The sequence below is a fragment of the Nocardia thraciensis genome (assembly GCF_054782435.1).
In genome coordinates this window covers 25,354-37,387 of sequence record NZ_BAAGSM010000027.1, presented here as the reverse complement: position 1 = coordinate 37,387, position 12,034 = coordinate 25,354, and the positions used below count along the sequence as shown (strand labels likewise).

Sequence of the window (12,034 nt, the reverse complement as noted above, 5' to 3'; positions counted from 1 at the left end):
GGGGCCCTCCGCGACCGGGAACCCCAGTCGACACGGGCCGATGCCCGGCCGGGGACGGTGGCAACATCCGCCGGGCGGACCTCGGCACGCACGGCCCGTCCGCCGAAATCGGCACACCCCCGCCGAACCCGCACGCCGCCCCGGGTCCACAGCGCGTTACCGCTCGGGGGTTCGTCCGTGGTCCCGGGCGCGGTGTCGGGCCGGGTGGGTAGCCGACAACCACGCGTCCGCATACGCGGCCCCCGCGTGCCGGACCGACCACCGAGAACGGGCCCCGGGTGATCCGCGGTGGCAGTGGATCACCCGGGGCCCGTGCGATCGCGTATCTAGTCGGCGCGGCGTTCGGCGGCGGGTGACGAGTCGGCATCGGCACGCTGCCGGGCCAGTTTCCGTCCGCCTTCGGTACGCGAGTACCGCACCACGTAATCTATTTCCCAGCCTTCGGCGCATTCCCTGCATATCGTGACACCGTGGTTGCAATTTTCCGGGGTCATGAACAGCACCTTGCTGATATGTGCGTCATCCTTTGATCGCACGGACACATACATGGCACCGCCGAGTTTCGCCGACAATTTGATCGCGCCGTCGGAATCGTGTATTGCGTTGTCGCGCATAACGTGCCTGGTTTCCTCACGCTCGTAGGTGATGCCCGCTGCGGCGCAACGAGCCTCGATTTCGGGACGGCCGAGGTCGGAACGCATGGAACGCCACATACTGAGTTCCCATAGGTTCTCCCGTACCGCCAACGGTTCGATGGCCTCGTACCCGTCGGCGATGTGTCTCGCGGCGAAATCGGTCAACACACCGAGATCACTACCACGCACCGTATGAGTCACGACGGCATCCACAACCGCATATATCACCATGCCTGCACTCCTTGTCATGAGCCGATAAACCCCGCCACCACCCCCGGGGGTATCGAACATTTCCGAAATCCGGCCGGACCGATGCGCCCCACCGAAACAATTCCCCGCCCATGCATTGACGCTCCATACGCCACAAATGTCAACCCGCCCTATAACTACGCGCGGTCCGCATATGCGACCCCCACATGCCGGACCGACCACCGAGACCGGGCCCCGGGGTGATCCACAGTGGCAACAAAAGGAACACCCGGGGCCCGTGCGAACGCGCGCATCTAGTCGGCGCGGCGTTCGTGGGAGGGCGATGCGTCGGCACTGGCACGCTGCCCGGACAATTCCCGCCCGGCGATGGTGCTCGAGTATCGCACCTCGTAATCTAGTTCCCAGCTTTCCGCGCATTCGGTGCATATCGTGACGCCGTGGTTGCATATGTGCGGAGCCATGAGCAGCAACCGGCCGAATACCCGGGTATCCCTACATCGAATGGACACGTAAGCATTACCGCTGAGCTTGGCTGACGTTCTGACCGCACCCCGGTCGTCGTGGGCTGCGGTGTCGCGCATGATGTGTTCGGTGTCCTCACGCTCGTACGTGATACCCGCCGCGGAGCACCGGTCCTCGATTTCCCTGCGTCCGAGGTCGAACGTGACAGATCGCCACATACACAGCACCCACGCATTGTCCCGACCCGCCCACGGGTCGGCAGCCCGGTACCCCTCGGCAATGTGCCTCGCGGCGAAAGCAGACAATTCCCCGAGGTCGCAACAACGCACCGTGTGTATCACGATAGTAGTCAAAACCCAGCGCTTCGCCATTCCTCCTCCTTACAACCAGATGACAACCCCCGCATTCACACCAGAGGCATCGACGTTTCCGGATAACCGCCGGGCCGACATATCCCGCCGGAACAATTTCCCCACCGCATTGACGCTCGATACACCCCAAATGTCAACCCGCCCTAGACGACCGACGGGCCCGACCACGGCATTCGGTCCATTACCGACCGCCCCACAATTTCCGCGCAGCGGCAAACCCGGCGGCACCAGGGCCGTGGGGCGGTGTGGTCGCGTCACAGCCGGGCACCCGATAGATGCCGCGACGGCAGGTGGGCCGGGCAGATCCCTGCCCGGCCCACCTGCCGTTCGTGCGCTTGTCCGGGATCAGCTGGCGGCGGGGTGCACGCCAGCGCGCGGGTCCGGCGTGGGGTGGACCCTGTCGAGCCGCCACGTCGGCAGCTCCGTGACCCCGGCGACGTGCTCGGCGAGGGGATGGTGGGTGACCACTGCCCAGGCCGCGCTGTCGAAGTCGCGATAGATGGTACCGGCCAAGTGCCCGCTGGTGATCTCCATCCGGCCGGTGCCGGGGTGCAGGAGGGCCTCGGTGCGTAGTTTGCGGTACATGGTGAACACCGGAAGCCATTGCGGCGGCGCGGTATCGGCGGCGAGTTGCCGTGCGGCCTCGTCGGCGATCACCACCCACAGCTCGAAACTGTCGGGACCGTGCGCCGAGGAATCGAACACCTCGTGCAAGGCGACCGCGACGGCGGCGAGGCTGGTAGAGCTGGTGGAACTGATGATGTCGTTCATGACGGTCAAAGCCTTTCTCGCAGAAGATTCGTGGCGGAAACCGGTCGAGTGCGGTCGGTGCGTCGTGGTCACTCACCGGTCGCGAGGGCGAACTTCTTGGGCCGCTCGCAGGTTTGGCGGGCCGTGCCCAGAACGGTGAGCTTGGCCAGCGCGTTGTGCACCGCGCCGCTGCTGCGCCCCAACGCCTTCCCGATCTGATTGGGTGTGAATTCCTTGCCGGGGGCGTCACGCAGGTGGTCTTCGACCAGCCCCCGCAACGCGCCCGGGGCCAGCCGCTCGGGTGACTCCTGCCGCCCCGCTGCCGCGTCGGGCCCGCCGTCGGGGGTGTCGCCCCCGCCGTCGGGGATGTCGGTGGGCGGGGCCGTGGTTTCGCCGCCCGTAGGGCCCGCTGCGGCCGGTTCCGGCGGTTCCTGCGTCCCGGGCGCGGGTTCGGGCGCGGGCGCGTCGGCGGCGGATTCCGTGGCGGTGCTGGCGGTGTCGCTGCCCGGTTCCGCGTCCGCTTCCGGCTGCGGCTCGGCGGCCGGGTCGGCCGGGATGGTAGGTGTCCAGCGTTGAGCGGCGCGGGGGCTACCGGGGTCGCGGTCACGGCGCGCCGCACCGGTTTTGGCCCAGCCCGACAGGATGTGCCGGGCGGTGGAGCCCGCCATCCCGGCCGCGTCCGCCAGTTCGGCGGCGGTGGATCCGGGATGGTTTTCCAGCGCGGCCCACAATTCTTTCTCGTTGTCGGTGGGCAGCTCCGGCGCACTGGCGGCCGGTGCGGTAACCGGTTCGGGCGTGGTTTCGGTGGCGCGGTTTTCCGCGCGCTTTGTGGTGTTCTTCTTTCGTGCGGACATGACGGTTCCTCCCTGATAGGTGGGAATTGGTGGATATTCGGTCATGTCCCGGCCGGGACGGGAACCACGCCGTATCACCCGAACCCGGGTGTGGCGGGTGTTCCCACGTCTATCAACGCTCGATACCGGTATCAATGTCAAGCGGTGCGTGGAGAAAAATATGCGACTGGATTTTCTTCTCGTGTTGTGCGTGCCAGCGATGGTTGGCCTTTGGCAGGGCTACTTGGCCATTCGGACGAAGGTGTCGTACAGGAAGGCCTTCTTGTGGGTGTTCTTTCTCGAGCCAAGTCGGTCTGCGTGATGAAAGGCCCGCCGGTCAGTCAGGGGAATCGGTGCCGAGCCAGGGCCGCCCGCCCCACCACCGTTCCCCGTTGTGGCAATCAGGACACCGCGGGTACCACTCGTCGTGGACCATCAACATCACGGCCAGCACGGCCGACTCGATCGGGCCGGGCATGTCGACGGAGTGGCCCTCCAGCAGTGCCTGCATCAGACGCTCCGCGACTCGGGCTCGACGGCAGAGGCGGACCTGCACCCATCGCCGGTGCGCGATCCACGCCGTGAGCGGGCGTCTGGGGTTCTCGTGGTGATGGTCGGCGGTCATGATAATTACCTCCATTCGGCTTATGGACAGAGCACCTCCATCGCGGAATTCGAGAATCTCGAGAGTGTTGGTGCCGTGTCCTGGATAGGGCGGCCCACCGGTGGCGCAGGGCCATCATTCCAAGAATTCGGGAGCCACATACATGAACGCTCGATACCGCGTGAATGTCAAGCCGATACCGCTGGATTCGGTCGTTTTCGCTTGTGCATCCGATTGCGACTGCCAGCGACATTTGACATATCCCAGGGAATGTTGACCACAAGCCCGCAATGGGCGGCGTGACCTGTTCATCGCCGATATCGAAGCCCGCTGCCGTACCCGCCGATGACCAATCATCACCGCAACCTCTGGGTCAGATGCGGCTGCGAGCCAGCTGCTCGACACGTGAATCGTTGGTCAACTATCGGCGGCAGTCACGCGCGTGTTCCGATTCGGATAGTGATTATTCGAGTCGAACTCGACTCGACTCGCCATCTCGCACGGATCATCGAATTCGAGGCGAGACCGCCACCACGCGGGAGACGGTGGCGGCGGTCGAGGTGGAGCTGTGGCCGGTCGGCCTCGGGTCACGGCCGACGGGTGCGGGTCACTCGCGGGTGTGCTCCGGGGTCGGACCATGAACTCGGTAACCGAGTGCGTGCAGCCGGTCGAGATCGATGTGCGGTGCTACTTGCGCCCAGGTGATATGGCACCACTGCGCGCCGCAGCGGCACGTGACCACCTCTGACAGGGAGCCGCCGGGGTGGTGCGGATCGCTGCCCGTCGAAGTGATTGCGGTGCAGCAGGATTCCTGTCCGCTGAGCACGAGGACGTCGTCGGCGCGGGGATGGGGTCCGGTCGCGTAGTTGCGGGCGGCCGACCACGACGGCACGGTGCCGTCGGCGGCTACCAGGCCGTGTTCGGATGCCTCGGTCCACAGGTGGACCAGCCACGCGCGGCGCGCGGCGTCGGCGAGGGTGTCGGCGTCGATGAGGTAGCCGTGCGGCCGTTCGCCGTCGTGCCGTCCCGGACCGGCGACCTCGATCGCCCACACCCGCGCCGCACCCGCCTGCACGGCGGTCATGCGTGGCCCCGCGTCCACGCGGTGGGCAGCGGTCCGCCCGCCTCGATCAGGTCGATCAGTTTCTCGGTGGCGCTGGCGATGTCGCCGTGGAGGTCATCGCGCTGCTGGAGGTAGGCGACGTCGAAGGCGGGGTCGTTGTCTCGATGGCCGGGGTCGTCGGGATCGAGGCCGTATTTGGTGCACAGCGTCGTGTACAGCTGTGCCATGTCGCGCCGCCGGTCACGGATGTCGGCGTGCAACCGGTCGGCCTCCGCGATCCGGTCCGCGGGTGGTGGCGAGGTCCGCGGCACCTCGGCGGTCTGCGGCCGTGGCGGGGCCGGTGTCGGCTCGGTGGTCTCGATCGCGAGCTGGACCTTGAGGTCGTCGGGAGCGAAGAGGCCGGAATCGACGACGGTCTCGCGGTACTCCGCCATCCGCCGCAGTTCCTCGTCGAGGCCGGTGGCGGTGAATTCCATCGGCGAATGGCCGGGCGGGCCGGGTGTGCGGCCTGCGCACAGCTCGTGGATGATCGCTGTGGCCTGTTTGGTGAGTGCGATGACCCGGTGCAGGATGTCGCGTTGCTGTTCGAGCATCCGGTAGAGCACGCGCTCGCGTTGCACGGTCAGGAAGCGCGCCATTCGCAGGTCCCAGTCGACCGGATCGACGGTGTCGTCGGCCGGATCCAGCTCCCACGGATACGCGAGATACGTGGTGCCGCCGCGTATTTCCAGCGTGCACTTGGTGAGCGCGTCCTCGGTGTAGACGCGCGCGACCCGGCCGAGCGTGTCCGGCGGGGCGTGGCACAGCCCCACCTCGTCACCGGCGCGGACCGGGCATTCGGTGTCCTCGGGCCACATCGCCGGGGCCGGGGTTGTCTCGTTCGTCATCGCAGAGATCTCCTCTCGATACCCGGGCGCGGGTTTGGTCGTTGCTGTTTCGCCGCGCCCGGGGTGGATGGGGATTCAGTTGCCGCCGTGGGTGTCCGGGTCCGGCGGGTAGGTGAGGGTGGGCGCGGTGGCACGTATCGAGCCGGGGTGGAGGTTGGTGCTGGTGATCAGCGCGATGTCCATGTCGGCGGCGAGATCGTCGCTGGTGAACTCGGTGCCGGGGTCGGCGTGCGCCCACGCCCATTCCGCGACCACCTTGACCTGTTCGGCGCGGGAATCTTGCGGTGCGTTCGGCCCGACCGGCTGGGCTATGCGCCCGCTGTCGAGTGCCTCCCAGAACGCGTGCAGGTAGACCTCGGCGTGGGTGGCCAGCACGCTCGCGCGGTCGCAGTGCCGCACGAACGCGGCGCGGGTGACCGGGTCGTGCGGGTAGAAGTCGGCGGCGCGGCGAGCACGGGCGGCCAGGATGTCGGCGGCGGTGGGCGGCGTTTCCGGGGCGGTGTGGTCGACCATTATCGTTGTCTCCTAATGTGTTTCGAGTACTGCAATCCGGTGTCAGCGGGTTACCGGTGCTGGGTCGGGTGCGGGGGTGGGCGGTCGGTGCAGTCGTCGCAGAGGCCGGTCAGCCGGTTGAGCGTCAGGTTGTGCGGGGTGATGGTGACGGTCTTGACTTTCCGGCAGCGTTCGCAATAGCCGATGGTGCGCATGACGGGGTAAATCCTTTCTGGCGGAGTGTGTTTCACCGCGATGACTCGACCGAAGTGCGGGAGGTGTCGCGGACGGCGCGCAGGTCGAGATGGAAGGGCCCGTCGCCGCAGGCGCGAGTCATGCCGGCGAGGTCCGGGGAGCGCAGATCCGAGGCCCACGGGATGAGGTCGACGGCGAGGCGCTCGTCGTGGACCTCGGCGCCGTCCTCGCCGCGGAACGCGGCAACGTGGAGGCCGCCGTAGGGGGCCCAGTCGAAGTCGACCGACCGCACGCTTGGCGCGCGACGACCGATCTCGGCGACGATCGCCGCCAGCACGAGGTCGGTGATGGCCTGCTCGCGGGCCGCGCCGCCCGGCATCGCGTGCGCGGCAGCGAGGCGGGCATTCAGCACCGATCGAGGCAATGGGCCGGTGGACGGGTTCGGGGTCATGAGGGTGGGTTCCTTCCGTGGGTGGGCGTGGGTACCGGTCCCCGCCGTCCCGTCCATGGGCGGGACGGCGGGCCGGTCTGGTTATCTCGGTGGGCGCGGGGATGCGGCGTGCGGGCCGCTGGCGGGCTGGCCCGCAGCGGGTGTGCTGTCGTGGTAGGCGTCGGCGATGGCCGTAGCGCGGGCGTCGAACCACACGTTCAGCGCGGGCGTGTATTCGCGCTCCCCGGCGCGTACGCGGTCGACGATGAACGCCGCACAGACCGGTTCGTCGGCCAGGAACACGGTGAAAGTCGTGTCCCCGTACGTGGTTTCGGTCCATGCGTCGCCGGGGCACAGAGTCCAGGTGGTTTCGGTCGCGGCGCGGTCGAACACGACCAGCGCCTCGCGGATATCCCGGATGCGCATGTGCCCGGCCTGCCCGCTCACTGTCGCCCACTGGTCGGGGTGGTGGGCGTGGTCGGCCCACCATCCGCACCGCCCGCAGGTGCGGCGGTCGCCGGGGTCCATACCCCACCGCACCAGCAAGTCTTCACAGGCCAGCGCCGTCTCCAGATCATCGGCGGCACAAGCCCGGTCACGATCGGCGTGCACGGTGTCGCGGAATTCGCGGCGTTTGCGGGCCGCGATCGCATCACGCGGGCGCAGGTACTGTGCGCCCCCACCGGTCGGTTCGGGATACATGCGAGGTGCCATGTCGTCTACTCCTGACTGTGGTTGCGGTAGTTGCGATTTCGTGCCCTCGAAAGGGCGGTGATGTGGCGAGGTTCGGCAGTGGTCCGGCTCAGGTGCCGCAGTCGTCGTCGCATTGCCGGGTGGCGTGGCTGGTGATGAACGGGCAGGTGTCGCGGTGAGCCTTGGTGAAGGTGACCGAGCCGTCGGGGTGCTCGATGATGTGCATGCGGTGGCCGTGGCCGCTGGCCCAGTCGATGTCACCGGGGTCGACGGTTCGTTGCCCGTGGTAGCTGTAGACGGTGGCCAGCAGCGCCTCGACCCCGCCGAGCACACGCGCTGTCACGGCCGTAGTGCGGGTCCATGCGAGGGGCAGTCGCCCCCCGCCGGTGAGGTGGGTGTCGAGGGCGTCCATCAGCTCGGTCGCGTCGCGGTACAGCTCTTCGAGCCGGTCGTGGCGCTCGGCGGCCTCGCCAGGTGGCTCGACGCGGTCCTCGTCGGCGGTGTGGGCGGTGATCGTCTCGGCGATGTCCCACCGGGTGGCCCGGAACTGGTTGAGGATGTCGTCGGGGTCGAGGGTGTTGTCAGCCATGGCGCCAATCTCCTTGCGGTCGAATCGTTTTCGGTGTTCTCCCGTGCCGGGCGCGGGGTGCGCCGCGCCCGGCGGGCGGGGGCTATGCGTGGCGTACGGCGGTCACGGCGGCTTTGGCGATCGCGGCGGCGGTGGTGGCCGGGTCCTCGATCACGTGCACGGTGGTGTTGTCCAGCGGGGCCCTGCCCCAGGTGTCCGGGGTCAGCCACAGCACCGCGCACCCGGTCGCGCGCAGCCGGTCGATGCGCTGTTGCGCGCGGGTGCGATGGTGGTCCCAGTAGCAGCCGTCGGAAATGATGACCAGCAGCCTCGTGTTTTCCGGGCGGGACAGCCCGAGCGCGCCGTCGAGGGCATCGATCGCGTCATCGAGTGCTTCCTCGCCGTCGGGGCAAGTGAACTCGGTAACCTTGGCCGGGGCGGTGCCCGGGTAGGTGATCGGGGAAACCGATTCGCCGAAGGTGACGGTGGCGGTGTCGGCGGGCATGGCGGCCAGTTCGGCCGCGTGGGCGATGATCCACGCGGTCGAGGCAACCGGTTTGGCGTAGGCCGACATCGAACCGGATCGGTCGCACGCGACACCGATCCGCAGCGGCGGGATCGGGGTGGCGCGGCGGATGGCGCGGGTGAACGGCTCGGCGGTCGGGATCGCTCCGGCCGCGCGCTGGGCTTCGCGTGCCATCGCGCCGCGCATCCGCAACCGGCCCGGCGGCACCACCGAGGTCGTCTTGACGACCGCGCGTTCACGCTGGCTGGCGGTATTGAGGGCGCGGGCCAGCACACGCGCCGCGCCGCGCTCGTCGGTGCGCGGGGCGCGGGTACGTCGCGTCGAGGCCGTCTTGCCGAACACCTTCCCCGCTGCCTTCCGTGCGGCGGCCTCGACCTCGGCCTCGGCGCGAGCGGCGGCGCGCGCCAGCTCGGCGGGATCGGCCGGAATCGGTTCGGCGTCTACGGCTGTGCCGATGTTGGCGATCGTCTCGGCGATCGCGGCCGACAGGGCCGAGTGCGGGTCGGGGTCGGCGTGCGGGACCGGTCCGACGAGATCGAGCCATTGCTGACCGAGGTCGAGCATTCGTTCGGCGTCGTCGTCGGCGGTGGTGTGCGCGGCCTGCCAGATCTCGCGCAGGGCAGCGAGTTTCGCGGTGCCGAGGATGGATTCCGCAGCGGCGGCGGCCGGGCCGCACTCACCGGGTTCGAGGACCCCGCCGTCCACCCGGGCCAGCAGCAGCGCGGCCGCCTGCGCGGCGGCATAATCGGTGGCCGGGAGGGATTTCGCGGCGGCGGGCCCGCCGCTGTCGCCGATGATGATCTCGGTCGCCGAGGCGCGCAGCCAGTGTCGGTCGTCGGGGCAGCGGCGGACCTGGGCGGCCTCGATCCGCGATTCCTCGAGCAGCATCGCGGCCTCGACCACGGCCGGGTTCGCCATCGGGGGCGGATCCCAACGGCTGTGCTGGGCGTGGGCGCATTCGTGGGTGAACGCACCCCACACCGCCGCGTAGCGGGCCCGGTCGGCGAGGCGATCCGGCCGCACGGTGCCCGGGTCGACCTTCAACAGATCGCCATCGATCTCGATCGCGGCGCGGGCGGGAAAGAACACCGCCGGGTGCCCGTGCGCGGCACCGGGGGCGATCGTGACAATCAGGTCGTCGCGCTCGGCGATCGGCGGGGCCTCGGCGGTCAGGTCGGCCGACAGTGCGTCCCAGCCCGCCCGCGCGGGCGGTGTCGCGGGGGTGGCGGCCGGGTCGGCTATTACGTGGGATGTCATGGCGGGCAGTGCCTTTCACTGGCAGGGATCGGGGGCGGTCAGATTCGTGAGCCCAGGGCGAGGGGCGTGTAGGTGGCACCGAACACGGTTCTGACGACGGTCGAGACGATCTCGCGGTCGTCCTCGGGGGCGGTGCCGATCAGATTCGCCGCAGCGGTCGCGGTGTCGGTGGCGGCGGCAATGCGCTTGAACGCCAGCAGTTCTCGCAGTTGCGGGGCCCACCCGATATCGCCCGCGTCCTTGCGGGTGGCCAGGTTGCGGGCGACCCGTACCGCTTTCGCGTCGACCCCGAGCTGCGTAGCGAGGTCGTAGTCGCTGCCGACCCGGACCTGGAACGCGAACCGGGACGAGAGTGCGTCGGACAGGATCGCGCCGTGCACACCCGGGTTGTGCCCCGCTACCACGAAGAACCCGGGCGCAGCGGCCACGACCTCGCCGCCGTTGGCTTTGATCACGATCTCTTTGCGGCCGTCCATCGCGGGATACATGCACGCGAGCACGGTCGGCGGGATCAACGTCGCATCGTCCACGAACAGCACCCGGCCCTCACGCATCGCCCGGATCAAAGGCCCGTGCACGAAAACGAAAGTGCCGTCCGGGTTCTGGGTGTACTCCCCCACGAAATCCGCCACCGTCGTATCCGAATCACCTTGCACCGTCAGCAGATCCCCGTACGCGGCCTCGATCAGCGACGTCTTGCCCGTGCCGGGCGGCCCGTACAACAGCACCGGGACCTCGGCCGCGCGCATGGTGCGCAACACATCCACATCGGTACGGCCCGCGAGCTTGCGCAGGTGGTAGTCCTGCCCGTTCGGACGCGCCACGGTCCTACCGGATACCGGGGCGGGCGCGACGGTTTTGCCTCTGCCCGTGCCCTTGCTTTTGGCCCTGGTGGTCGGGGCGGCCGGTTTCGGTGCGGCGGGTGCGGGTGCTGCCGGGGCGGGTGTGGGGGCACCGACCGCAGCGGCGGCCGTGGCGGCGGTAGCGCGGTAGCGCAACGGTTTCGCGCTGGTCTGTTCGGCCTGTCCGTCGTCGGTGAGCTTTTTCAGCGCGTTACCGATCGCACCGGACGACCGCGAGATCAGTTTCGCGATGTCGCGGGGCGTGTAGTCGGTGGACGGGTTGTCGGCGAGCACTTGCGCGACCATGCGGCGCAACTCACCGTTACCCAGACGCGCGCCCGGGGCGGCGGTAGCGGGGGCGGGGGATGTCATCGTGGAAACTCCTTGCAAGCGGGACGGATACGAATCCGGGGCGGGAACCGTGCCCGGGGGCCGCATCGGCCCCCGGGCACGGGGTCACGGGTCAGATGTCGCCGAGGTCGAACGGGCCGACGGTTTGCCACGTGACAGATCCGGCCGCACGGTCCCAGCCAGCGCGCGCCACGATCGTGTCGGCATCCACGCCCCACGAATTGGACTCGAATTCGTCGCGGTCCACCCGCATCACATCCACGCGGTAGTCCCACACATCGCCGCCGGTGGTCACGAAGTCGCGAATGTGGTTGTCGGCCCATGCGCGGGCGGTATCGAAGTCGCTGAAATCGTCGTAACCGAGTTCGTCCCCGTCACGCGACAGCAGCGCGACAAAAATCTCGTTGTCGTTCAACTCGAATACGGTCATGGCATTAACCTCCCCATTTCAGGCGCGCCGGATCACGGCGGATCATCGCATACGCCGGGCGCGAAACACATTCGGATTGCTGATTTCCCCGATTTTCCGGGGCCACAACGAAACTAACTCGATCCGCCATACGCACGCAACCCGAAAACCGCCCTTTTTCCGGGAATTTTTCGGACTCGCCCCGGAATTGACGGCGCAATTCCGGGAAGAAATGCGCATGCACAGCCGTCCGGCCGCGCACACGAAAGACGAAAAGAATGACCACAAAGAATAATGAAATGGAGAACAAGGAGAGGAACAGAGGGGCAAATATGCCAGCAGCGGACAGGACTGGCGAGACGGTCGCCAGGGACGGGCGGTACCGCCGCAGAGTCATGTACCTACCCTTTGTGGGTACGTGATCCCGTGTCGCAGAGGGGCCTCGATATGCATGCC

Annotated in this window: 16 protein-coding genes; all 16 read right to left on the bottom strand. The window is 68.2% G+C overall.

The window, feature by feature from the left end:
- Positions 1 to 326 precede the first annotated feature (326 nt).
- Positions 327 to 866 (bottom strand): hypothetical protein, encoded by a 540-nt coding sequence (locus tag ACYVLQ_RS17915; RefSeq protein WP_460698629.1) that lies wholly within the window; start codon positions 864 to 866, stop codon positions 327 to 329.
- A gap of 272 nt (positions 867 to 1,138) precedes the next feature.
- On the bottom strand, positions 1,139 to 1,678 hold the full coding sequence (locus ACYVLQ_RS17910) for a hypothetical protein (RefSeq protein ID WP_460698628.1): 540 nt from the start codon (positions 1,676 to 1,678) through the stop codon (positions 1,139 to 1,141).
- Between the two features lie 345 nt (positions 1,679 to 2,023).
- Entirely contained in the window at positions 2,024 to 2,449 is a 426-nt protein-coding gene (locus ACYVLQ_RS17905; RefSeq protein WP_460698627.1) for a hypothetical protein, read from the bottom strand.
- Positions 2,450 to 2,517: 68 nt separating this feature from the next.
- Positions 2,518 to 3,282: a hypothetical protein gene (locus ACYVLQ_RS17900; RefSeq protein ID WP_460698626.1), complete on the bottom strand. Its 765-nt coding sequence runs from the start codon at positions 3,280 to 3,282 to the stop codon at positions 2,518 to 2,520.
- Positions 3,283 to 3,598: 316 nt separating this feature from the next.
- Positions 3,599 to 3,886, bottom strand: coding sequence for a hypothetical protein (locus tag ACYVLQ_RS17895; RefSeq protein WP_460698625.1), 288 nt, complete (start codon positions 3,884 to 3,886; stop codon positions 3,599 to 3,601).
- A 586-nt stretch (positions 3,887 to 4,472) separates the two neighbouring features.
- On the bottom strand, positions 4,473 to 4,949 hold the full coding sequence (locus tag ACYVLQ_RS17890; RefSeq protein WP_460698624.1) for a hypothetical protein: 477 nt from the start codon (positions 4,947 to 4,949) through the stop codon (positions 4,473 to 4,475).
- The gene (locus ACYVLQ_RS17885; protein WP_460698623.1) at positions 4,946 to 5,815 is read right to left on the bottom strand and encodes a hypothetical protein; all 870 of its coding nucleotides are present in this window, start codon (positions 5,813 to 5,815) and stop codon (positions 4,946 to 4,948) included. Before ACYVLQ_RS17885 ends, ACYVLQ_RS17890 begins: the two co-directional genes overlap by 4 nt.
- A 75-nt stretch (positions 5,816 to 5,890) precedes the next feature.
- Entirely contained in the window at positions 5,891 to 6,328 is a 438-nt protein-coding gene (locus ACYVLQ_RS17880) for a hypothetical protein (RefSeq protein ID WP_460698622.1), read from the bottom strand.
- A gap of 50 nt (positions 6,329 to 6,378) precedes the next feature.
- The gene (locus ACYVLQ_RS17875) at positions 6,379 to 6,522 is read right to left on the bottom strand and encodes a hypothetical protein (protein WP_460698621.1); all 144 of its coding nucleotides are present in this window, start codon (positions 6,520 to 6,522) and stop codon (positions 6,379 to 6,381) included.
- 32 nt (positions 6,523 to 6,554) lie between these two features.
- The gene (locus ACYVLQ_RS17870; protein ID WP_460698620.1) at positions 6,555 to 6,953 is read right to left on the bottom strand and encodes a hypothetical protein; all 399 of its coding nucleotides are present in this window, start codon (positions 6,951 to 6,953) and stop codon (positions 6,555 to 6,557) included.
- A gap of 81 nt (positions 6,954 to 7,034) precedes the next feature.
- Entirely contained in the window at positions 7,035 to 7,646 is a 612-nt protein-coding gene (locus ACYVLQ_RS17865) for a hypothetical protein (RefSeq protein ID WP_460698619.1), read from the bottom strand.
- Positions 7,647 to 7,734: 88 nt separating this feature from the next.
- Positions 7,735 to 8,214 (bottom strand): hypothetical protein, encoded by a 480-nt coding sequence (locus ACYVLQ_RS17860; protein WP_460698618.1) that lies wholly within the window; start codon positions 8,212 to 8,214, stop codon positions 7,735 to 7,737.
- An 82-nt stretch (positions 8,215 to 8,296) separates the two neighbouring features.
- Complete coding sequence (locus ACYVLQ_RS17855; protein WP_460698617.1) at positions 8,297 to 9,976, bottom strand: VWA domain-containing protein; 1,680 nt, start codon at positions 9,974 to 9,976, stop codon at positions 8,297 to 8,299.
- 38 nt (positions 9,977 to 10,014) lie between these two features.
- Entirely contained in the window at positions 10,015 to 11,190 is a 1,176-nt protein-coding gene (locus ACYVLQ_RS17850; RefSeq protein ID WP_460698616.1) for an AAA family ATPase, read from the bottom strand.
- Between the two features lie 91 nt (positions 11,191 to 11,281).
- Entirely contained in the window at positions 11,282 to 11,599 is a 318-nt protein-coding gene (locus tag ACYVLQ_RS17845) for a hypothetical protein (protein WP_460698615.1), read from the bottom strand.
- Between the two features lie 4 nt (positions 11,600 to 11,603).
- Entirely contained in the window at positions 11,604 to 11,975 is a 372-nt protein-coding gene (locus ACYVLQ_RS17840; RefSeq protein WP_460698614.1) for a hypothetical protein, read from the bottom strand.
- Positions 11,976 to 12,034: the final 59 nt, after the last annotated feature.